This window comes from Bradyrhizobium sp. MI1.3 (genome assembly GCF_055811695.1).
In genome coordinates, this window is sequence record NZ_JBVVPQ010000014.1 from 74572 (window position 1) to 97578 (window position 23007).

Sequence of the window (23007 nt, forward strand, 5' to 3'; positions counted from 1 at the left end):
TATCGTCATTTTCTCGGGCAGGCAGCCCCTTTGCCACTCGACCACTTACATTGCCGAGGCGACGGACGTCCGAACTGGCAACAAAGTATCTTCCATGCGCTGGAATAGAAGAGAATTGGCACAGCTGAAACAGCTCTGGTCCGAGGGACAGAGTGCCGCGCAGATCGCGGGTCATCTCGAGTGCAGTCGCAACGCCGTTTGCGGCAGGCCGACTCGGTTGGGTCTCAGTCGAGGTCACAAGCCACCAACAGCACAAAACCCAAGATTAGATCGGTGCCCAAGCGGAGGGCCGACGTTGATGGCTGCCCGCCGCGATCGCGTCCGAAAGAAGCTGCTGCAATAGGCGCTAAAAACGCGGCCTCAGGAAATGAGCAAGCGGCAGCTTTACGCAATCCTAGCTGAGGCGGTCAGGAATACCGTCTAGAGCTATCGGCGCCGCGATCTCCCGGGTCTAGGCCGCCGTAGTCGGTTCATTCGGGCTATTTGGTTTCGCGATTTGTGCCTATCCGACGAACAGTGGCGTCCAGTAGAACGTTCGCGGCAGGAGGGCTCGATCGTACATCAAGTCATCCAATCTCAAGAGGCCGGATGCGCTGAATTGGAGAGAAGAGAGCGTTCTGCTTATTGAGTTTTCCGGGTATGCGTTTTGGGGAAGCGCCCGCCGTCCTGGTTTGCGCGGTGTTCGGAGCTTTCGGCACACCGCGCCCAACGAACTACACGAGACCGGGTGAAGCCGCTTGATCCTCAACCACTTTCGATATCTGCGACAGGCGTGTGGAGAGCTGGACTGGGACTGAACACTCGGCAAATCATCGAGGTACGACGTTTCCGGGGGTGAGCCCGGTGGCCCTCCGACTGTGATCGGACCTTCTGGGTTTAGACGAAGGCGCGAGTTTCCTCGCCGGCTTCGATAGGTTTGAGCTGACGGCGGAGATGAAACGGAAGAAGGTGAAGCGGTGAGTACCAGATAGCTCCACTATTCGATCTTCGCCTGTTCTCCCGAAAGAACCTCCGATAGAATCGCCTGTCGTCGGGCGGCGCTATGCTTAGCGTTGGAGCGGCTTGACGAGCTGCCCTCGCGGGATATTGCCTGACGTCGTTTAAAAGGTCGGCTCCTGCGGTGCGCAGACACACGAAAACGGCTACCACCAACGTAGGTGCCTTGACGTCTGCGCAAAACCGGCGGCGCCTCTGAGGCGGCCGGCTGTTCAATTGCACCCATCCGTTCTCGCTCACCTACCCGGCTCATTTCGTCACGCCAGCTGCGCGAGAGCCGCCGATAGGAGAGTTTCGCTCGTAGCGATATTGCCGCCGAGTAACGGACGCATGAAAGGACTTCTTCTGCGAGGGATCCATGAAGACGCCCACCGACAATCCCTTCATTGGCGAATTTCACTACATACCGGGACGGAGCCAAGCGGACCCATTATTCCTGGACCGATGGGGAATACGCCACGCAGACTCAACTACCAACCTTGTCAGTTGACGGAGAATACGGGACCGTATCAATGTTGGTCATTGAACCTCGCACGAGTCAAATCGTGGAGCAGTTCGAGGTCTAGCAGCTTAAACGGCCCTGGTGGGTGTCTCGTTGCCGAAGATCAAAGATTATCAAGGCGGACGAATTGGGGACCCCGCCGTGGCTGTGTTGATTCGAGTATCTCGCTTGCAGAACTTGTTCTCTGTGTCCGAGGGGAGCGGATCGTCATCCGACAGCGCGTTTCTTCCGCAGATCGGCCGTCACGCAAGCTCCCAATTGCCTAGCGACAATCCCGATCGCCCTTGGCAAGCAAAGGGATGCAGGACAATTCGCTTGCGACGTAAAACTTCGTAAACATGGGATAACAATCCTTGCAGACCTCGATCTTAAGCACGTATTACGATGCTCGCCTTCCTTGGTACACCATCTATCCAACTGTAGCCCAGTTCTCCAAAGCAGTCGGCGGCGACGCCTGTGAGAGATGGCTGCAGCAGCTGCCGCTTGACCAATCGGTGTCGCTCTATTTCCACATTCCGTTCTGTCGATCGATTTGCTGGTATTGTGGCTTCGCTCGAAGCATCACTCGCCGGCATTCTCCTATCCTCGACTTTTTGGGGGTTCTTCGTAAGGAGATCGATTTGGTCGCGGCGCAGGTTGCGCAACCGCTGCCTGTGAGCGACGTCCACTTCGGCGGTGGAACGCCGACCCTCATCGAGCCAACGGAATTCCGCCGGTTGATGGGGCTTCTGCGCCGACGCTTTGCGATTTCGAACACGGCCGCCATTGCTGTTGAGATCGACCCGCGCACGTTCACGCTCGCCACATGCGAAGGATTGGCGGCTGCCGGCGTGAACCGCGCGAGCCTCGGCGTCCAGAGCTTCGATCCAATTGTCCAAAAAGCCATCAACCGGGTCCAGAGTGAGACACAAACAGAGCGCGTTGTCCAGGCGCTGCGGCAGCATGGAATCATGCGCGTCAACTTCGACCTCATCTACGGGCTGCCAAATCAGACGGTGCAGTCCTGCGTTCAGACCGCGACAACGGCGCTGGCAATGCGACCAGACCGGCTTGCGGTGTTCGGCTACGCGCACGTTCCTTCCTTCAAGAAGAATCAGCGCCTGATCGACGAGGCAGCGCTGCCAGACAGCCATGCCCGTGCAGAACAAGCAGCCGCGATGGCCAATACACTGACTGCAGCGGGCTACCGCCAGATCGGACTCGACCATTTCGCCTTGCCGCACGATGAGCTCGCGCTGGCGCAGAAAGCCGGTCGCCTGCGGCGGAATTCACTCGGTTACTCCGCCGACACCTGCAATAAAGTGATCGGCTTCGGACCGTCGGCGATCGGCCGGCTTGGCGAGGGTTACGTCCAGAACGAAGTTACAGCGGGTTCCTACAGCGGCCAAATCAACGCCGGCCTTCTGGCGACGTCAAAGGGCTACTGTCTCAGCCTTGAAGACCGCCTCCGGGCCGCGATCATTGAGCGGCTAATGTGCGATTTCGAGGTGGACGTGCCGGCAATTTGCGCTGCTCATGGATTTGACCCGATCGGCTTGCTCGGTTCAGGCGAACGCTTAGCAATCCTCGCTGAGGATGGGATCGTCGAAATGGAAAAGGGATTCCTCCGCGTGAGGCCGGAGCATCGTTTTCTCACCCGGGCTGTGGCAGCCGCATTCGATTGTTACTTTCGCGCCCCCTCTGTTCAGACCAGCCAACGCAATGATTGGATGAAATGAATCACGTTTTGCTGCACGCGCCAGCAAGCCTGAGGAATGCGTTCGCTCATCTGGCACACTCACAACCAGCTCCAAATCGATCAACGACGCCGTGCGAAGCTGTGCGGCGGAGAGTCGCCCTGACCCGCGCCGCGAAGACAAGCTGGACGCACTGCTGCCGGGAATTGGACGCCCCGACAACAACGCTCCTCGCTCAAGCAGCGTGACCCTACATCTCGACAAGTTTCATCCCATCACCGCCATTAGCCGTGTAGCCAAGGATCTCGATGGGGACGACGACTGGTTGCGCGACGCCGCCAACCAACTGGAGATCGAGAACTGATCATCTTATGTCGTCGAGATGATGACATCTCGACGTTTAGGGACTTCCGGATCGAAAACCCTGATCGAGCTCGTCCGGATGGACAAGGACATCTGACCCTTGGCTCCGGCGGTGGCAGCCGAAATCATGCGTGATACGGCGCAAAGGATATTCGAGCGCCACAACTACAACCAGATCCGGCGGGATCACGGTCTTCGAAAAGATCGTTCCCTGTAAGAGCTTCGCGCGACGTGGATCGAAGCAAACGCCTAGAATTCACCCGCCGACGCTGCGATACCGATCGGCCGGGAACGCCGGGGTTGTGGAGTCGAGCGACACATTAGCTACGATTCACGCAGCGACAGCCGACCTCCCGCTCAGTCAACTACCAAACCTAGCAATTGATGGAGACGACGGAGACATGCCAGTCAGTGGCGGTGAAATTCGCTCGGGCCACATAAGAAGTCGCCGCGCGATTTCATCGATCAATGGAGCTGATGAATGTCTTGCCTCGTCGTCCCCAGGTATCAAACTGTCTCCAATCGTGCCCTCCATCTTCCTCTAAGAGCCACTCGAGGGTTTGTGGCGGCGAGTTTACGGGCCGCCAAGGATGTTAGCCCCTTCTGCCTGCCCGTGCTTCATCCCATCGACCGAGCAGCGAGCGGCTTTTCTTGGATCGGGCGTGTTGTTCTGCGAGCCCCGCTATTGCCGCTGCTCTCTGTTGAAAACTATTCTCCTTCGTTTTGGCAGCGGGTTTGTCGCAAGGTTCCTGGGCTCCGTGTATCGGCCACCAATCTCTTGCTAGCGAACGCGCACACCGAGCAGCCCGTTAATGTCTCGACACCCTCCAGCAGAAGCTCGCCTTGATTAGCGATCGAGCGACTGGGTTGTTTTGCGCTGTGTACCCACACGTAGGCCAAGCGGCGCCGCTGTGGTGATAGCGCGCAAGGTGGGTCTCGCTGACATAGAGAGGCCGCCTGGTGTCAAGCGTCTCCCACCACATTGAGGGACAAGATTTGACATCCGCTCTAAGGCCGTCAGTGGAAGTGCACTTTATTCAAATCGATGAGCGCGAAACTCACCATGCATCGTTGCGTTATAACGCCGCTATCCACGCAAGCATACCTGGCTGGCGTCGTTGCTTTCATGTCTGGACCAACTGCGAAGCCACGAGGTCGTATTGTCCTTTGTCTGATAGCTAGTCTCGCCAGCAGTTCGGCGGCGCCGAGTCGCGAGATCTCTGGCCCAAGAAGCCCCAGCCCCGATGAGCTCGATGAGGCAACAAGCAGAACAATTTCGGATCCGGCCATCACATTCCGAAGCGGGCGGCCCAAGGGAGCAGCGCGCCTTTCTAGGAGCTCCTTGCCAAAAACAGCTTCGACCACGATTAAGCGCGACGTTGCCATGGAGACGGCCAAGAGCAGAATTGAAAAGCCGATCGACCCATTCGCAAAATTCGAGAAGCTTCGCGAAAGAGGTGGCGCTTTCACTGCTCCTGGTCCTGCGGACACGATAGATCAGGATACAGCTTCTCTCAGATCCCATTTTTCGGATCTCGGGATTGGATTTGCTGGCTGGACGCTAAACACGTTTGTCGACAATGAACTCGGCAATGGCGCCAGAAGCACCATCGCCAATCAGCAATATGTCGGCCAGAATCCGACATTTAGTACGGTCAACTCTATGATCGTTACTTATGACCTCGCTCGGCTTGGAATTCCCGATGGTCAGATCGTGGTCGGAGCCGAGCATCAACACTGGACATGGCAGAGCGCTGGGCCAGATCGGCTGGGCCTCAATGCAGTTTCTTACTATCAAACGTTATTCGACAGAAGGATCGAACTCAAAGTGGGCTACCTCAGGAACCAACATGAGTTTGCGGGCGCTGGAGACAAAGTGTTCGGACCCTCATCGAAAATGCTGTTCCAAGCTGGCATGAGCAACAATTGGGCGCCAACGCCGGCTCTTAATCTGAAGTACAATTTTGATGATCGCCTATATAACAAGCTCTCAATCCAGCGCTCGGTCAGTCCAGCAGGACAATATGCGCATGTAAGCGAGAATCCCACTGGCTTGAACTGGAGCACGCGCGACGCAGGCATTCTTTTGCTTGATGAGCTTTCCTACAGGAACAAGCCTACTCCGGGTGTAATGGAGACTTGGCTGCGGGCTGGCGCGGGCTTCAACAACAGCCGCTACACGGACCTGCAGCATCCGACAGAAGCGACGACCAAGGCCAACAGCGTCTACTATGTAGGTGCGGACAGGCAATTCTGGCAGTCTGCCGTCCACGGCTCGGCATCTCGCGGAGTCTATGGCGGGCTCTCTGCAATGTATGCTCCGCCTGACCTAAATAGAGCTAGTCAATACTACGAGATTCGCCTTTATGCGAAGGGCCTATTGGACAGCCGGCCCACAGATCAGATGAGTCTTGTTGTCAGCAATACCATCTGGAGCCATGTCGCGGTGGACGCTGCACTGGCAAAAGAACAGCTGGCGTACCGTGACAGTACTGCTATTTCAGGACTGTACACGGCGCATCTGGCGCCGGGGATATATACAACCGTAGGACTGACCTACATCAATCACCCGACAAGCGTTACCTACACACCGCAAACCGGACACGCCCTGAATATGTTAGTATCTACGTCCGTATTCTTCTAAGGGCTCAGGACTGGGCGTGAATTCACCGGCATGTAGTCGAAATCACAATCGTTCCCTTTCAACGGCTTGGGCAGGTCATCGCGGCGTTTTGCTATCTCTGTGCTCCTGGCGCGAGGCCGGGTACCGCGTGAATTTAGGCATGTCCAAGGTAGCCTGCTGTTGGGAATGGTAGCTTGGAGCCTTTGCTGATTCGGTCTACGAGCGATAGACCGGCGCCGTATCGCGCAAAAGTCGTATCCTCTTGCGGAGCGACATTGTTTCACGTTAGCTGCTCCTGCAGCTCGTCAGACTCGCGTCCGAGCTCTTACTCTGCCATGACAACGCCGAAATCGTGCCCTCGGAGATTCCCGCGACGAGACTTGGTAAGTGGAACCGCGACACAGATGCCAAAATTCAGCCAGCTCCGGCAATCGCGCTCTGTCTGTCCGACGGTCGTGCCGTCGTCCGAAAGGCGATGCGCAAGGTCGGCGGAAACGCACCCCCTTCCGTGGGAAAGTCAACCGGACGCGGCCGGATGACTCGCGCCACTCGGCGCTGAATCATTTTCGGCCGGACGAGATGAGCTTGAGCATCTTACTTCAGCAAGTAGGTCGCCTCCCGGGTCTGCGCGCGCGTTAGCTCCTCCCATCCAATTGCGCGTGGCGTTCTGCTCGGCTTAACTTCTCTTCGCAAACATCTATTCGCGCGAACATGCGACAAGGCCAGTGCAATTATGTGAATTTGCCGCGCACTGCTAGGCAACTTTCGTGGACGGGTGCTTCGTCATCTTGAGGCGCGTCACACTGCATCGACCATCGACACTGACGGGCGCGTCACCATCGAGTGTGGCACGATGAACGACGCGATGCTGGTCACCGTAATCGTTAAGGGCATAATGCTGTGTTGCGCGATTGTCCCAAATCGCGACATCGCCTTCTTTCCAGGTCCAGCGCACGGTATTTTCGGGCGCCGTGATATAGGACTGGAATAGTTGAAACAGCTTCTGGCTGTCGCGTTTTGGGATATCAATAAACCTTTGCACCAGATCGCCGAGCACCAGCGCGCGCTCGCCGGTCTCGGGATGTACACGGACCACCGGATGCTCCGTCTCATAGATTGTTTTGGTAAAGACCTCATCAAAATGCTTCTGATCGATGTCGCGAACACGGCAGGTCCCGGCGTAGTCGAAGGCGTTGCTGTGAACGGTCCAGAGTTCGTCGGCAAGCCGTTGGAGCGGCCGCGGCAGATCGAGGTAGGCCGCCACAGCATTCGACCAAATCGTATCGCCGCCGGACGATGGGATCACAATAGCTCGCAGCACCGCAGCTTTGGGATAAGCCGCTAGAAAGGTTCCATCGGTGTGCCATACATCGGCTCGGCTACCTCCACGCGCGGAATCAAGCTCGAGGATCGAGGTCGTTCCATTGATCGTACCGAGTGTGGGATGCGGCACCAGCTTTCCCAAACAAGCGGCAAAGCGCTCCTGCTCCGCGTCATCAAGATGCCGCTGATCGCGGAAGAAGATCACTTTATGTTCGAGCAGCAGGCTATTGATTGCAGCGACGGTTTGGCTCGGCAAATCACCCGAAAGTTTGATATCTCTGATTTCAACACCGATGCGCGCGGCGCGCTTGACGATGTCGGTCGCTGGAATGACACGCTCGGTCGAAGCCGTTTCTTTCATTGCAATTTTTTCCAAGTTTTGCGGATTGTTCAAGCAGACGAGGGTGCATCTCACTCGCTTTCGATGACGAACCTCGCGCTGCGGGTACTCTTGAGCAAGCACCATGCCAGTCGGACACGAGCTGTGAACGTCAGGTTGATGATCCGAACAGCTTGCCAGGAGCTCGATGGCACCTCCAATCCTCTTGCAATCCGAACCCGCAAATACACCAGAGGTGAAAACTCTGAGGCTAGCGCCCCGGTCCGGGGCGAAAGGCACGCAACACCGAGAGGAATTGTACCGCTCGGTACCCGAACAGAAACGCGCCATACGGCCTTCGTGCAACTTTGAGCAGCGAGCCGTGCGTGCCGTTCTCGTCCAGTATGGCACCTGCCCAACTGTTTGCAGCAATCCGCCAAATACGGGCCGCGTCTGCGAACGAGCCATCACCGGCTCTGAAGGTGTCCGGGACCTGCCCTGGCCGCGATCACTACCGGCTTCATCCGCTGGAAATGGAAGAGGAATAGATGACCTTGGAAGAGACCCAAACGATTGAACTACGGTTTCATCCAGGCGAAAGCCATTGACCCGCGGCACTGGGATCGCGATGTTCTCGATGCACCGACGTCCGAGGGCGGTGAGGCAGATGCTCGGCATTGTCCCGGTGGCTTTGCCTAAGACGGCAAAGATATGTCCACTACCGGTCGTTATAGGTGTTTCAATGTTGTCGAAGTAATTACCCTCGACGAGTGCTTGCACAGATGATCCAGCAACCACTGCATGGAAAACTCCGCAGCTGTGTTGCGCATTCGTGTTGTGGAAGTAATTGTTAACGAGATGGATAATGGCCTGCGCACCGTCAATGTGCGGCGCCCGCCCCGAGATCTCATGAAAATAGTTATTTGCGATAGTGATCGTCTCCGGGACACCAAGAAACAGGAGGTTCCAATAGTGTTTCCCGTTAGAATAGGAGGAATAGACATCGCTGCCATCGAAGTCGTTCCAGGAAAGCGTAATATTCGTCGTGGGGAAAAAGCGGCCGATAGCGGCCGAGCCAATGCCGATCACCGTTTTGTTTGAGCCAATTTCCAGCGGGCGCTTGCCGGCCCTGTCGAATGCGACAGACGTCTTCTCCTTGCCATCGCAATGCGTGTCGTTTCCATCGATAAGAAGAAGGGACTCACGCTTGTAAGGTGCCGAACAGGCACGGCCGTATTGGGACCCCTGCCCTTCGCCTCGCCCCTCCGTACCGGTAAAGTCTATGGTTCCGATTACCTGGATCTCGCGCGAACTATCGTCATTGCACTGGCCGAAGCTGTACCACCGACATAACTCATAATTCAGAGCTTGGTTGATCTGACTTGAACTATCTCGCCTCCCAGCCCGCCCGTCGCTGCAGAGCCAAAGCCCATGATGGCCTCCGATCGCACATCGTTCGGTCCGAGGAGGGACGAGACGCCGAGGACGGCAGCAAGTCCGCAGAGCACGCGCAACGAACGCTTGATGTGCTCCATCGTGTGTTTCATAGGCATATGATGCTCTCTCTTACCTCCGCAATTCCGCACGACAACCTGAATTTTCGAGCCGAAATGCTGAACTAGACGGGGCCATCAGCATGCGGCGTTAACGCCATTAGATCGTCGTCAATAAGGCAGGCTGGTAACATCGGAAGCATGCTAAACAACGGTCGAGGTGTGCAGCCGCAGGCACCGTGCCAGATGGAATCGACCTGGGTAGCCATTGAGCGGCTCACGACTGATGAAAACAGCGGTCGATGCTTCGAGAACGCGGTCAGAATGAAAGCAACATCTTATCCCACGTTTCACCGTAACGCGCACGGCTCGAAGGCAACGGCGGGACCAGCTTGCAACCGCGCTCTTTGATTTGCGCCTTCGACGCTTGATGGGCTAGCTGCCCTAAGGCCCTGGAATGCAACTATCAAACCTGGCTGTTCCTGTGATCCCGAATGAGGCGTACCGCAGTTCAAATCATGAGACGCCCGGCTTCCGTCGGGCTGTCTGGGAGCTTCACTGATGTACACGCCGTCCTGCTTCCAAGTTCTCGATATCGCCGGCCTTCAACAAACAATGCGCGAGGCACGGACAGCGACACTGGTCACCGCCACTCACGAGGGGCTTGTTGGAACGTTGCTGCCCGTAGTACTCGACGAGAGCGCAGGCTCGATGGGCACGATTTACGCGCACGTGGCGCGTGCTAATCCGCAGTGGAAGCTGACACCAACCGGAGAGGCGATGGCAATTTTCGCTGGGGCGGAGGCCTATATCAGCCCTTCATGGTACGTGACCAAGCACGAGAGAGGCGAGGCCGTACCAACGTGGAACTATGTCGCTGTGCATGCCTACGGACAAGTTGAGTTCTTCGAGGATTCCGATCGGCTCCGCGAGGTAGTCACGCGGCTGACCGATGTACATGAGCGCTCAAGCAAAGACCGCTGGGCGGTCTCGGACGCACCTGCCGATTTCATCAAAGCGGAGCTCGAGGGGATTATCGGCCTGCGATTGCAAATTACACGGCTAGATGGCTCACGGAAGATGAGCCAGAACCGCAATGCCGCGGATCGCGCCGGCGTCATCGAGGGCTTATCCAAGAGCAACCGTGAGGAAGACCGTCGTGCGGCTCACCTCATTCCGAAAGGATGACGAACCCGATCGAGGTATTGTAAACGAACCGGTGTCACGTGGACTTCCTCCACTTCCTCGACTGCTGTCCTTCTGCACAACCACGCGCGGGCGGCGGGTCTGCTCGCGGCAGGTGCTTTACACAGCACAGGAACGCGCGGCGTCCGCGAGCGGCACCGCGAACGCCCAAGCCGCTAGGCCAACTCCAGCTTTTATGGCGTGCAAGTCTCAAGAGATTTGCAAGGAGCCCTCCAAGCGTCTGGAATCTGACATTGCGGTCAGATTGCAGACTCTCTGACACTTCACGACAATCTGCGGTCGCGCACACTCCCGACGGGCAGCAAGAAACGCGAATGTCTCACATTTGCAAGGTCGCGCAGCTCACTTCTGTCACAATGATCGGGGCTCCCGGACCACCTGCTCGACCTCGAATTCGGCCTAAGGCGTCCAAGAGACCTGTTTCGCCTGCTCGACGCCCTCCGGCGCAACGGGTATGCTGAACTGAAAGAAGGCCCCGTGAGGATCATTGGCGCCCGCCCAGATCCGGCCCCCATGCGCCTCAATAATGGAATGGCAAATGGCCAGCCCCATGCCCATGCCTTCTGACTTGGTGGTGTAGAACGCCTCGAACATACGGTCTGCGCTGTTTGGATCGAGTCCTGGACCTGTATCCCGAAAGCTGACCAATACATTATTCGAGCCATCTGTGCGCGTCGTGATCAGTAATTCGCGTTCGCCTTCGTTGATCTCGCTCATAGCCTCGATGGCATTCGTGATCAGATTGAGAATCACCTGCCGTACCTGAACGCGATCTGCCCGAACGAGCGGCAAAGCCTCAGGCCTTCGGGTTTGCACCCACACGTCATTTTGTGCAAGTTCCGCGCGGACTAGGGCCAACACCTCTAAGATCAATTCGTCAATTGCAAGAAGCTCGGTTTGCATGGGCGCTTTGTTCATAAGAGCGCGGATCCGACGGATCACGTTTCCTGCGCGCATACTGTCACGAACAATCAAACCGAAGGTCTGCCGAACCTCTTCCAGATTTGGCGGTTGAGCACCGAGCCAATTTAGCCCCGCCCCCGCATTACTGCTGATCGCGGCAATCGGCTGGTTCACCTCATGCGCGATCGAGGCGGCCAGATGTCCCATTGTCGTGATCCGATTGGCATGTGCAAGGCCCATCAGAGTCTCGCGATAGCGCCGTTCGCTTTCGCGGGCCTCCGCTTCCGCTCTCTTTCGTTCTGTCAGGTCCAGGACGAAGCCAACACCTTGGTCCTCTCGCGCATCGAACACGGCGAGGCCAATGAGCACTGGCACGCGACTGCCATCCTTCCGAACATACTCTTTCTCGAACTGCTGAACAGCTCCGGTCCTTTTTGCTTCTGTGTGAGCATCCATTGTGCGCTCGTGCCATTCTGGAGGCGTCAGATCGAGACCGTTCACTCGGCCTGCGAGGAGATCTTCTTGCTCGTATCCAACCATCGTGAGGAAGGCTTGATTTGCTTCGATGATCTCGCCCCCTTCGTGAATGATAAAGATTCCGATGATGTTAGCGTCGAGCAAGCGCCGGATTTTCGCCTCCCGTTGCTGAACTTCGCTGTACAACCGGCTGTTTTCGAGCGCTGTTGCAGCTTGAGAGGCAAGCATTTTCTGCATTGATGTTCGGGCAGCCGAGAATATGCGCGGGGCGAGATTATTCTCCAGATAAAGTACGCCGATCAGCTTGCCCTGCGTGATGAGTGGCAGGCAAAGAATAGAACGCGCTTTGCGCTCGCGGATATAAGGATCTTCGGCAAATGAAGGCTGGACGACAGCGTCTTCGAGAACCACGTTTTCGCGGACACGTAGCACGAATTGCAGCACGGATTCGGGAAGAGCCATCGGAGTTACGGGCTGTTCATCCACCTTTATAACGAGCGCATCTGCTACCGTTTTGCCTTCCGCTTCGATCCGTGGCTCGTCGCCATGCAGCAGAATCAACACACCTCTTTCGGCGCCGGCCTGCTCAATGGTAGTCCGCATAAGCTTGTCAATTAGCTTCTGAAGCACAATCTCGCCGGAAATCGCCTGCGACACTTTGATCACCGTCGCCAGATCAAGTTGCTCAACCGGAGCTCCGATCGTCATGCCATTCACGGCAAGCGGGGGCTCCTGATGCATGAGATGCGGATGCAGCTCCTCGAGTTGACGCACCTTACCATCCGCTCCCCAACGAAGGTAGCCGCGCCGCGCGTCCTGCAGGTAAACCCGGGAGATCCTGGCAAAACCGCGTGCAGCATAAAAGCGCGCTGCAAGTTCACAAGCGATCCCCTCGTGGTGGGGGAAACCGTTACGTCCTGCGGTTTGGATTGAGTGTTCGTACAGTCGCATTGCGTCTGCATCCCGGCATTCTAACCTCGCAATTTCAGCGCCGACCAAGGCAGCCCGATTCTCGAAGTTGTCGGGGCAATTCGTCGCCCATGTCTGCAGTTGCCTGTAATGAGCATCAATGACATCTCGGTGTGGCTGTTGTTCGCCTTCGCCCAGCCTGTCGCAATAACACGAGTGAGACAGCGCACCATAAAAGTGAAACTCCGCGGTCAAGGGCTCTGTTGGTATGGTCCATAGTTTGGGCTCGGCCTTCGAGCGAGCCTCAACAGCCGCAGCATAATCGCCGGATAGGAAGCGCGCCTGAAGTTTGCGGATCCAGTAAACGGTTTCGCTAGGTGACTCCGGACTTCCTGCCAACGATCGTTCAACGTCTAGCTCGTCAAATTGTTGGTCGTCGAAGCAACCGAGCGAGCGCGTGAGGCCGCGCATGGTTCTGACGATTGCGAGCTGAGCGGCTACCGCCTCAGCAGCAAATTGTACCTTTCTGTTCCGGATCGTAGCAGCGCTTTTCTCTAACTCGTTCTGTACCTCTTTCAGGTGATCTCCGGCCATCATCATACTTCCGGTTAGATGGACCGAACTGTACGCCTCATAGATGACATCACCGCTACTGACCGCGGCTTCGAGGGCTCGCCGGATCAAAACTCGGCCGTCTCTAAGCGGCTTCGTCCACGGGATCACGGTGGCTCCGACGGCCAAATAGACGTGAGCCCGAAAACGAGAGAACTCGCCGCGATCAGCCAGATCGCAAGCAAGACGACCAAATTTATCGGCCGCTTGGTAGTCACCGAAGCGTCCGGCCGAGATTCGGCCTAACCATGCGTAATGGGCGCAGGAAGCATCAGTGTTGCCGTATTCGAGGCTGATGCTGACCGCTCGGCAGATCACTAAAGCGGATAAATTGGCGTCTGTGAAACCTGCAGCCGGAAGAATCCGCGTCAACACGGCGAGCGTGGCAAGCTTGGCCTGGTCTGTCATTCGAGGCAAACCAGCAAGATCCTCGATTGCGTCGGGCAGCTGTGACCACATCCGCTGATATTCGGCCAGCATTTCATGGTCCGTCGGACGCTGCGACCACTCGATCCCGACGTCGCGAAGATATTCGAGACCTATGAGCACTGCCCGGCCGTGCTGACCCAGCGTCAAGTAAAGATCGACCCGCAAACATGCGACCGTTGCTCGTTGTGGCCCGTTCAAAGCTCGCTTCGACAGTGCGGACAAGAGACGCTCTGCAATCTCCAGCTGGCCTACCAAGAATTCGCATTCGGCCCGGCTGGTCTCGAGTGCGAACGCGAGCTCGCGGCGCCTTTGCCAAAAATTGGGCGCGAGCAGCGCAGCACCGACGGTGAAATATGCTAGCGCCGAGGCGTAGGCCGCCGAGGCCTTGGCACGCTGCCCTGCGATCAAGTTCAACTCGGCGAGCTGCTCTCGCTCCTGATCGGAAGCGATGAGCGCGACGCCTCGATTGAGCTGACTGACAATGTCGAAGATGGCCTCTTCGCGTTTGTGCGCAGGGATGTGTGCCGCGAGCATCCGACCGATCCGCAGATGGGAAGGAGCGCGCGAGGATTCCGGCATCAGCAAGTAGGCCGCCTCTTGAACGCGATCGTGGACAAAGCGGTAGGCTGTCCCATGCCGCACGATCAGTTCCTGCCGGATTGCCGGCCACACGGTCGCGTGCACTTGCTCCTCTGGAATTTCGAGCACAATCGCAAGCTCCGCCGTCCCGGCGATGTTGCCGAAACAGGCCAGCTGTTGCAGCGCTTCCTGCGTTTCCTTGGGCAGCCGGATGAGCTTGCCGAGCATCAGATCGACGACGTTCTCGGTGTACGCTTTTGCGTGAATTTGCTGCAGATCCCAACGCCAGCGCGCCGACACGTGATCGAACGTCAACAGCTGCTCTCCGGCTAGTTCAGACAAGAATTGAACGGCGAAGAACGGATTGCCCATCGTCTTCTGATGCACCAACTTCGCAAGCGGGGCAGCGCGTTTTGGTCCGCAGCGAAGGGTATGCGCAACCAACTGCCCGACGTCGTCTGCGCTGAGCGGCGATAGCGTGATCTCCTGTAGATTTAGGCCGGCTCTCCCGATGGACTCGAGCTTGCGTTTGAGCGGATGATCTGCATCAACTTCGTTGCTGCGGTAAGCTCCAATAAGCAGCAGGTGCAGATCCGGCTGGGTCAGCAGATCCTCGATCAGGTCGAGTGTTGCGGCGTCATACCACTGCAAATCATCGAGGAAGAGCACCAATGGATGGGTTCGCCGGGCGAACACGCCAATAAAGCGACGAAACACGAGCTGGAAACGGATTTGCGCTTGGCGGGCTGGAAGCTCAGCAACCGCGGGCTGCTCGCCGATAACAAGGCTCAAATCGGGGATCAATTCGACCATCAGCCGTCCATTCCCACCGAGCGCCTCCCGGAACGCCTGCCGCCAAGTCGCGAGTTCGCCCTCACTTTTGCTGAGAAGAGGACGCACAAGGCTCTGAAAGGTCTGCACTAGTGTCGCATATGGCACATCGCGCTTCACTTGGTCGAATTTGCCTGATGCCAAGAGCCCGCGATAGGGCACGAGTACTTTGTGTAGCTCCTGGACGAGCGAAGACTTACCGATGCCGGAATAACCGGCAACCAGCACCAACCTCGGCGCGCCGCTCTTCACCGCTCGATCGAAAGAGCCAAGCAAGGTCTCGATCTCGCGGGCTCTCCCATAGAGCTTCTCGGGGACGATCAACCGATCAGGTGTGTCGTCTGCGCCAAGTTCAAAAGGCTCGATGCGACCATGGTTGGCCCATGCTGCCAGACAGTGTTGCAGATCGTGTTCAAGGCCAGCGGCAGTCTGGTAGCGTTCCTCGGCGGTTTTCGCGAGGAGTTTCATCGCAATGTGAGAGATTGGCTCCGGGACATTTTGCGATTTCTCGAGGGGCGGTGTTGCTTTTCTTGCAATATGACAATGAATCCACTCCAACGGGTCTGAGCCCGTGAACGGCAGCGCGCCGGTCAGCATCTGGTAGAATATCACCCCAAGTGAATAGAGATCACTGCGAGAGTCGACCGAGCGATTCATTCGTCCGGTCTGCTCGGGCGCCATGTAGGGCAGCGAGCCGGCGATGAACTCGGCAGGCTCAAGCGGCACCCGCTCGCGGGAAAGCCGGGACGCCAGCCCGAATCCGGTGAGTCGCACTTGTTCGTCAGGACAATTGACCAGAATGTGACCGGGTTTCAGGTCCTTGTGGATTAAGCCGCGGCGGTGGAGCTTGCCCACGGACCTCGTGACACCAATAGCAAGGCGCAGGAAGCGCTGAGGCTCCATGCCGACTCCAACTAAGTTTAGCAGCGGCTCGCCGCATGGATCCTCCAGGACCAGCATGGTACGACCAGCTTCCCGGATGAGTTCCAGAGGTCGCACCGCCCATGCCTCATCTAGCTCCTCTCTCAGCTCATACTCGTGGGCGAGGCACTCGATCGTGGCGGGGTCTTCCCCGGTGGGCCGCACGAGAAGCACGACAGCCTTGCTGCCGTTGATTTGCCGCCACGCACGGCAGAACACACGACCTCCGTCCCTCCACAGGGGCTGGATGTCGTTGTCGAGATTTGAGCCGAACACATTTCGGCTGGGAGGGGCGCGCGGCATTTGCCTGACCAGACTAAGAAGACGCGCGCCAAATCTGACACATAAGAGGCGCCATTGTGAAGGAACTTCACAAAATTCGCTGCAGGGTCCGGATCATGGCCGCCAAAGAGAGCCCGCAGCAAGCACAATATAACGGACGCAAGCTGTATGTTAGAGCCCGATCGTGTCGATCGAGCGCAGCCCTGCGCGCAGCTCGAGCCCGGGCGGCGGCTCCGGACTACGCAGCGCGCCGGCGCGGAAGGAGTCCTTCGCGATAGAGCGACTCAAGCCGAAGGCTTCCCACGCCAAGGACAGCGGCTCGATTGACGTGTGGCCGAAAATGCCGCCACTAACAATGAAGTTGTTTGGCACGTCTACTTTGAAGAGGAACAACTCGCCCGGCTGGAGCGCCCGAAACTGCGTGATGCCGCTGGGTTGCCACGAAAAGGTTAAAGATAGCTGGAATACTGGGCCGCCCTCTGATTCGTATTTCAAGGCGGCGGCACGGACAAAGCCTGGCAGCAATCCTCTTGAGGCAAATGTAGGGGACGGTTGTCGCCGGTCCAGCGGCGATCGAACCTCTCAACCACGAGCACACGGTTGCCTTCAAACTCCTCGATCGCGATGGCGGCGCTCGGAAGTCCGAGAGCTGCTGTCAGCTGGCAGAAGAACTCATTCTCGACGCTGTAGGAAAGATTGAGGCCGTTCGGTAGTCGGTCAATCCGCGGTTTGAGAATGTGCGTCGTGGCTGTAGTCGCCAGCGGCTTGTACCAACGCCCTTTCCAGAACAAGAGCGCGGTCTTTTCCTGGGCGCCGGCGATCGAGATCCGAAAGTCCTCGTCCTCACCAAGCTCAAGGAGAGCCGATGCAAAGGTCGCCGAGAAGCGGGGCGATTCTCGTCGTCAACGGGTCTGCCGTCAACAGCCCCGGCAGCGGCCGGGTTCGATGCCGTCCGGCAGGAATTGCAATGGACCGACGCAGTCCCGTCCGACACCAATGAGTAGGTTGTAAGCGTCGATGCCCTGAGCGTGGACTCGCTCCGCCATACGATGGCGGATGGGCATGCTGTCGGGCAGGAGATTGTCGGAAACGGCGACGACAGCGGCACCGATATAGCGGTCCCTCACGCAGAGCAGAGATAGCGACACGGGCAGCGCATGCTCCCAGGCAAGCCAGGACGGATCGTACTGAAAGTCGATTGCGCCGACGAATGGTGTTTTGCAATGCGCGTTCACCGGCTTCGGATGAGGAGAGCACAAGGTTCGCTTTGTGGGCAATCTCGGATCGGCACATACTTTGATCCGTCATCTCCTCGACGAAGATGGGTGCGCTGCCTAAAACCCAGCGACGCTCCTTACAAGCTGGGTTCCAGCGAGCCCTTCTTCGATAGCCCTTTCGAACGGAGACGGCTGCGATCCTGAACGACGTGTTCCTTGCCCTGACCAAGGCCGGCCACCAGCCTTGGATTGGCGAACAACCCCGCAATGTCAGCACGACAGTGGGCCGTTAAGACGATCTCGTTCACGCTCGACCACCCGGGGCCAGGACGCAGGCCAACGGACGACTCCAAACACCGCATGAAGCTTCCGAAACCCTCCGACTGGAGATCCCAGCCACTGGAGAACAGCGGAACGCCTTCTCGTCCCAGTCGCGCTGCGACAGATCTAACTTGCCAACTACGAACTCCACCTAGTCGGCTCGAGAGATGCTAACTCGATCAATCTAAAAGACATGTACAACGTGACCCTACGTACGATTCAAGCCTTTCCCGTCTGTGTGAAGTAGCAGGGAGTCACCATCTACTTTGGCTGCTAAACGAGTCTCAGTTTTGCCACGCGGGTCACATCATCTGGGACACCATCACCACGGATGTACTGGCGATGTGGGGCGAACCCGGCACACTTCTTCTCAAAGGAGTGCGCCGGGCCGCCTTAATGAGTTGCGTCGGAAGATTGATGAGCTAGTGGGCGGTTGGCGGCTGCTCCAAGCGGACCGCTCGAGCCAGTTTCAGCCCTATACTGCGGCATTGAGGAGCTAAGCTTCGAATCAGCGTGCTCGATACGCACCTATGGTGCCCGCCAATCCCGCGAATGCGCCCTCTCCATTTGAATTACACACATCATCTTCGGATACGAGCAGCGAAGCAATCGGCAGGACGCACGAACGTGGGCGCCCCCGCAGCTCGAGATGATTACATTTCCTACAAAGCACGACCGAAAGGACTTGAATCGCACCATGCGTCAGGTTGTACGAAACCGATGCAAGGTGCTTTCCCAAGCTCGCTAAAGACGCAACTCACAGGCGCTCTGACGACGCAAAAAAGAATTTATGTGCTGATGCCGCTGCTACTCGTTCTGATGTCCATTTTCTTTGCTGCGGGTGCGATAGTCTACGCCTCATGCCGATCTCAACAACGCCGGCGGGATCGGCGCATGCACAGGCACATTGGCCCCAATTCGCTCAGCTCGCGCCCCCGCGTGCAGCTACCGAGGCGGCGGGCATTTTGATCCGGCCGCTTAACGAGAGTCCGCCGACGCCTCATGCGCCTGAACGGGGATGCCAAGCGGCATCCGCCGCCAGCTAGAGCGAGCGCCTCAACTTGGCTGCTGATTGATTTGATCAATGCCGCCGGGCCGTTCCAACGGGACGGCGGACAGACGGAAGCCAGTTCTCGACCACTCGGGCCCTTTTTGCTAGACTTTCGTGATAATGTCTTACGCACGCAAACGGCTGGCCGTTCGCATACCTGGAAGATCTCAGAGATTTGCACTGCGCGAAAGCTCCTGAGAAGGCCGCCACGAGCAACCTTTGGTCGTGGCTCCACGGAACTTCTACCACGATTGCAAAAGTGAGGCTTTTATCGTGACCAAGCGCTCTGAACCGCGGAAGCAAGCCGCAACTGTCGAAGGGCCGGAGGTGAGACCGAGCGTGTTGGTCGTCGACGACGACCTCTCAATGCGCGAATCGCTCGTCAACCTGTTTCGTTCGATCGGTCTAGACGTTGTTGCTTTCGGATCGGCCCAAGAACTGCTCCAGAGCGAGCTTCCTGATGTTCCCAGCTGCCTTGTGCTTGATATCAGACTGCCGGGCTTGAGCGGGCTGGAGCTCCAGATTGAATTAGCCAAACTGAAGGTTCACATTCCCATTATTTTCATCACCGCTCATGGCGATATTCCGATGACCGTCAAAGCGATGAAGAATGGAGCAATCGATTTTCTCGGCAAGCCGTTTCGCGATCAGGAACTGCTCGATGGAGTGGTCGCAGCGATCGAACAGGATCGCAAGAGACGAGCTATAGACAAGGTTGTCACGAAGCTGCAGTCCTTGTTCGAGGCTCTAAGTCCACGAGAGCAGGATGTCTTGAGACTGGTCGCCACGGGCCTCTTGAACAAACAGGTAGCCGCGGAACTCGGGCTTGCCGAGATTACAGTCAAAATCTACCGGGGGCACGTGATGAAGAAGATGGGTGCTCGATCACTAGCCGATTTGATTAGAATGGCGGAGAGGCTGGGAATTGGGACCGACCGTTTCAGAGTACAAACCTAAGTATGATTTTACAATTTCTTCGTACACGCGCACCCTTCAGCTGGCCGCCATGCTTCGGCCAGTGCCTTCGCCCAACCAGGACGGGTGGTCTTGTCTAACACTATTTCCGTTGTCGACGATGATCCTTCAATTCGTGTCGCGCTGAACAACCTCTTGAAATCACAGGGCCACATCGTTCATACGTTTGCTTCGGCCGAGGAATTCCTGGAGTCGTCTCAATTGAACAGCACGTCCTGTGTAATTGCAGACGTGCAGATGCCCACGATGAGCGGCTTTGAACTTTTAGAACAGATGCGGGCCCAAGGCCACGCTGCGCCATTCATTTTGATTACTGCCTTCGCGGATGATCGCACGCGAGCCCGCGCTTTGAGCGCCGGCGTGACCGGCTTTTTCGCTAAACCGTTTCCCGCTCTGGAGTTGATGGCCTGCGTCGATGAAGTACTCCGCGAGCACCGTCCCGGAACAAACGCCTGAAAGCGGGGCAAGCAATCTGGACCAAGCCGCGCTCGCGCGGCGCTCACGATGTCGATCAACGCGCGATTGACGTCTGGTTGAAGCACTTGCTAGTTCGGGCCCCTGACAACATGCCTCTCGTATGATCGCGTAATCCGACGAGGCCGAAGCGCTCGTCGCGTTAACCCAGGAGCGCGCGATCTTGAGTGCGACAACCATTGCTGAGTTCGGCGCGAAAGCGCCACGGGTCCGGCCGCCGAGTTGGGGGAAAAGGAGGCGGCGATCGCGGCCAACATCACGGAGTTTGTCAAGACGTTCGCTGCGGAATTCCGAGAAGCCGCAAAGACGTATGTTGGCAGATCGAATGTTGGCGGATCCAACGGTTTGCACCGCCAGATCCGCTAAATTCGGTTCGATCCCAGCAACTCTTCGGACTGAAGCACCGGAAGCTTACGCATCCGTTGGAATGGCAACACAAGTGCCGCTGGCAGATTCGATCTCAAGCCATGCCTTTGCTGCCGAACGCATCCACGCCGACGACTGCCCGGCGATTGTGTCGACCAAGCGCAAGGCCAAAACCGGTCGGGCGGCGGGCGTGTCCTTCTAGTCCCTGAGACCGTGGCCTGAGCATGTCGCTTCCGGCTCGCGGTATCCTGACGCAAGGTACCGCACGCATGCGCAACGTCTTCCCGCGCGGCTAGGTAAACCCGTTCGCGAAAGATGACTTAACACGGGGGCCGTCGCTGGATGGGGACGAAGCTACTAGAGATGGTAGCTTTGTTCCGCCTGGTTCTCAGGTAACCCGTTGGAGCTGATTTTTAGATGCGCTACGCGCAACCCAAACGATGCCGAGAGGCGCGGAACCCGCGGTATGGCCTGCCAGTCCTGCACGATGTTGGCCCGCGTTGTTTCATCGGGCAGATTGTCTGGTCGACGCGACGACCGCATGGTTGGAGTACACAGGGGAGCCGAATGAAGACAATTGAAACGCTAGAGTCCAATGTGCGTGCGTACTCACGTTCCTTTCCTGCTGTCTTCAATGGGGCGCGCGGTTCAATTATGTTCACAGAGGGCGGCCGAAAGGTCATAGACTTTCTGTCTGGCGCTGGAACGCTAAACTATGGCCACAACAATCAGCAGATCAAAGCAGCAATCAGCGACTATCTGGAGTCGGACGGGGTCGTCCACGGCTTGGACATGGCCACTCCAGCAAAAGTCGAATTCATGGAGACCTTTAGCTCTGTTATTCTTCGGGAACGGAATCTTTCCTATCGCTTTCAATTCACCGGGCCTACAGGAGCTAACGCCGTTGAAGCAGCTCTAAAGCTCTCGCGTAAAATCACAGGGCGTCACAACGTCATTTCTTTCACGAACGGATATCACGGCCAAAGCTTGGGAGCCACAGCCGCGAGCGGTAACCGCTTTTACCGTAAAGCCAGCGGGATTCCCTTATCCGGCACAACTTTCATGCCCTATGATGGGTATCTTGGCTCCTCGTACAGTCCGGCGGATTACGTTCGAAAGGTGTTAATGGACGAGAGCAGTGGTACTGATCTTCCAGCCGCCATTCTCGTCGAAACCGTGCAAGGAGAGGGAGGCATTAACGTCGCCGGCAAGGAATGGCTGCAGTCAATGCAGGCTTTGGCAAAAGAGGTCGGAGCTATTTTCATAGTTGACGATATCCAAATGGGCTGTGGTCGCACAGGTGAGTTCTTCAGCTTCGAGTTCGCTGCGTTGTCGCCAGACATTGTCGTGATGTCGAAATCGCTGAGTGGTTACGGCTTGCCATTGTCGATGCTCTTGATCAAGGAAGCGATCGACGCATGGGAACCAGGCGAGCATACGGGAACATTTCGCGGAAACAACCTTGCACTCGTTTCTGGCAAGGCGGCATTGGATCTGTATTGGCGCAACCAGACGTTCTGGCAACAGATCCAACGCTTGGGTGCATTTATGCGGCGTCGACTCGATGCTATCGCGCATCAGCACGGAAACGAGTTTGCCGTTCGTGGACGCGGCATGGTATGCGGCTTCGATTGCAAAACGAGCGAGATCGCGGAGGCGACGTCACGGAGAGCATTTGTGAAGGGATTGATTATCGAGCGATGCGGACCGACGGATCAGGTTGTCAAGTTTTTGCCTGCACTTACGATCGCCGAAGAAACGTTGGAACAAGGGCTCGATATATTCGAGGAGTCATTGACTGAAACCTTGAAGTTGACCCGACCAAGCTAACCTGCCGGCGCACGAGAGACACTGGTCCTAGCGACAGCATCGCCGCCAGCGACACTGGCGTCGGCCCTTGCTTCGCGCCGAAACGGTCAGGGGTTGTGAGGCAATAATGTGGAGCTAACGCCTGAACGCCAGCGCTGTTTGTGATCCGCTGAGTCGCTGGTGCGCGAAGAACGCCTTGCTCCCTGCTTGGTCCGCAACACGTGAGTGTGGAGCCCCCTAGGTCCGCCGAAGGCGACCTCGTTGGCGGAGCGGAGTCGAATGGTGTAGTAGGCCTTCAAAGTGCTGCGCGAAGAGTTATTGAATGACGATCGCATCTAAGCCAGTCCACA

14 protein-coding genes are annotated in these 23007 nt (G+C 57.2%); 9 read left to right on the plus strand and 5 right to left on the minus strand.

Annotated elements, in window-relative coordinates:
• The first annotated feature begins 94 nt into the window (after window positions 1-94).
• The 4 genes from AC0L3A_RS13060 to AC0L3A_RS13075 all read left to right on the plus strand — a co-directional run bounded on the left by AC0L3A_RS13060 (window position 95) and on the right by AC0L3A_RS13075 (window position 6181).
• Complete coding sequence (locus tag AC0L3A_RS13060) at window positions 95-343, plus strand: GcrA family cell cycle regulator (RefSeq protein WP_456769714.1); 249 nt, start codon at window positions 95-97, stop codon at window positions 341-343.
• Window positions 344-1851: 1508 nt separating this feature from the next.
• Complete coding sequence (hemN, locus tag AC0L3A_RS13065) at window positions 1852-3216, plus strand: oxygen-independent coproporphyrinogen III oxidase (RefSeq protein ID WP_473254496.1); 1365 nt, start codon at window positions 1852-1854, stop codon at window positions 3214-3216.
• A gap of 91 nt (window positions 3217-3307) precedes the next feature.
• Entirely contained in the window at window positions 3308-3538 is a 231-nt protein-coding gene (locus tag AC0L3A_RS13070; protein ID WP_157158633.1) for a hypothetical protein, read from the plus strand.
• A 1341-nt stretch (window positions 3539-4879) separates the two neighbouring features.
• A complete protein-coding gene (locus tag AC0L3A_RS13075) occupies window positions 4880-6181 on the plus strand; it encodes a carbohydrate porin (protein WP_473254497.1) in 1302 nt (433 codons plus the stop codon).
• Between the two features lie 733 nt (window positions 6182-6914).
• Here AC0L3A_RS13075 and AC0L3A_RS13080 read toward each other — a convergent pair.
• Window positions 6915-7844, minus strand: coding sequence for a TauD/TfdA dioxygenase family protein (locus tag AC0L3A_RS13080; protein WP_007600153.1), 930 nt, complete (start codon window positions 7842-7844; stop codon window positions 6915-6917).
• 2012 nt (window positions 7845-9856) lie between these two features.
• Here AC0L3A_RS13080 and AC0L3A_RS13085 point away from each other — a divergent pair.
• On the plus strand, window positions 9857-10483 hold the full coding sequence (locus tag AC0L3A_RS13085) for an FMN-binding negative transcriptional regulator (protein WP_007600152.1): 627 nt from the start codon (window positions 9857-9859) through the stop codon (window positions 10481-10483).
• Between the two features lie 417 nt (window positions 10484-10900).
• Here the strand turns inward: AC0L3A_RS13085 and AC0L3A_RS13090 are convergent, their stop codons facing one another.
• The 4 genes from AC0L3A_RS13090 to AC0L3A_RS13105 form a co-directional block, all read right to left on the minus strand.
• Window positions 10901-16465: a trifunctional serine/threonine-protein kinase/ATP-binding protein/sensor histidine kinase gene (locus AC0L3A_RS13090; protein WP_456766020.1), complete on the minus strand. Its 5565-nt coding sequence runs from the start codon at window positions 16463-16465 to the stop codon at window positions 10901-10903.
• 150 nt (window positions 16466-16615) lie between these two features.
• Entirely contained in the window at window positions 16616-16939 is a 324-nt protein-coding gene (locus AC0L3A_RS13095) for a hypothetical protein (RefSeq protein WP_231189043.1), read from the minus strand.
• Window positions 16936-17235 (minus strand): HipA domain-containing protein, encoded by a 300-nt coding sequence (locus tag AC0L3A_RS13100; protein ID WP_246648954.1) that lies wholly within the window; start codon window positions 17233-17235, stop codon window positions 16936-16938. Before AC0L3A_RS13100 ends, AC0L3A_RS13095 begins: the two co-directional genes overlap by 4 nt.
• A 126-nt stretch (window positions 17236-17361) precedes the next feature.
• Window positions 17362-17679, minus strand: a complete 318-nt coding sequence (locus tag AC0L3A_RS13105; RefSeq protein WP_456766021.1) for a HipA N-terminal domain-containing protein — start codon at window positions 17677-17679, stop codon at window positions 17362-17364.
• 1681 nt (window positions 17680-19360) lie between these two features.
• On the opposite strand from AC0L3A_RS13105, the gene AC0L3A_RS13110 reads away from it, so the two are divergent.
• The 4 genes from AC0L3A_RS13110 (at window position 19361) to ectB (ending at window position 22678) form a co-directional block, all read left to right on the plus strand.
• Window positions 19361-19990 (plus strand): response regulator transcription factor, encoded by a 630-nt coding sequence (locus tag AC0L3A_RS13110; protein WP_088941395.1) that lies wholly within the window; start codon window positions 19361-19363, stop codon window positions 19988-19990.
• Window positions 19991-20074: 84 nt separating this feature from the next.
• Window positions 20075-20464, plus strand: a complete 390-nt coding sequence (locus AC0L3A_RS13115; protein WP_007600141.1) for a response regulator transcription factor — start codon at window positions 20075-20077, stop codon at window positions 20462-20464.
• Between the two features lie 445 nt (window positions 20465-20909).
• A complete protein-coding gene (locus tag AC0L3A_RS13120; protein ID WP_158091512.1) occupies window positions 20910-21050 on the plus strand; it encodes a hypothetical protein in 141 nt (46 codons plus the stop codon).
• 365 nt (window positions 21051-21415) lie between these two features.
• Window positions 21416-22678, plus strand: coding sequence for a diaminobutyrate--2-oxoglutarate transaminase (ectB, locus tag AC0L3A_RS13125; RefSeq protein WP_473254499.1), 1263 nt, complete (start codon window positions 21416-21418; stop codon window positions 22676-22678).
• The last annotated feature ends 329 nt before the right edge of the window (window positions 22679-23007 follow it).

Coding starts and splice junctions, on each gene's coding strand:
- AC0L3A_RS13085 (WP_007600152.1), top strand. CDS start 9,857: ATGTACACGCCGTCCTGCTTCCAAGTTCTCGATATCGCCGGCCTTCAA.
- ectB (WP_473254499.1), top strand. CDS start 21,416: ATGAAGACAATTGAAACGCTAGAGTCCAATGTGCGTGCGTACTCACGT.
- AC0L3A_RS13060 (WP_456769714.1), top strand. CDS start 95: ATGCGCTGGAATAGAAGAGAATTGGCACAGCTGAAACAGCTCTGGTCC.
- AC0L3A_RS13090 (WP_456766020.1), bottom strand. CDS start 16,465: ATGCCGCGCGCCCCTCCCAGCCGAAATGTGTTCGGCTCAAATCTCGAC.
- AC0L3A_RS13120 (WP_158091512.1), top strand. CDS start 20,910: ATGGCAACACAAGTGCCGCTGGCAGATTCGATCTCAAGCCATGCCTTT.
- AC0L3A_RS13080 (WP_007600153.1), bottom strand. CDS start 7,844: ATGAAAGAAACGGCTTCGACCGAGCGTGTCATTCCAGCGACCGACATC.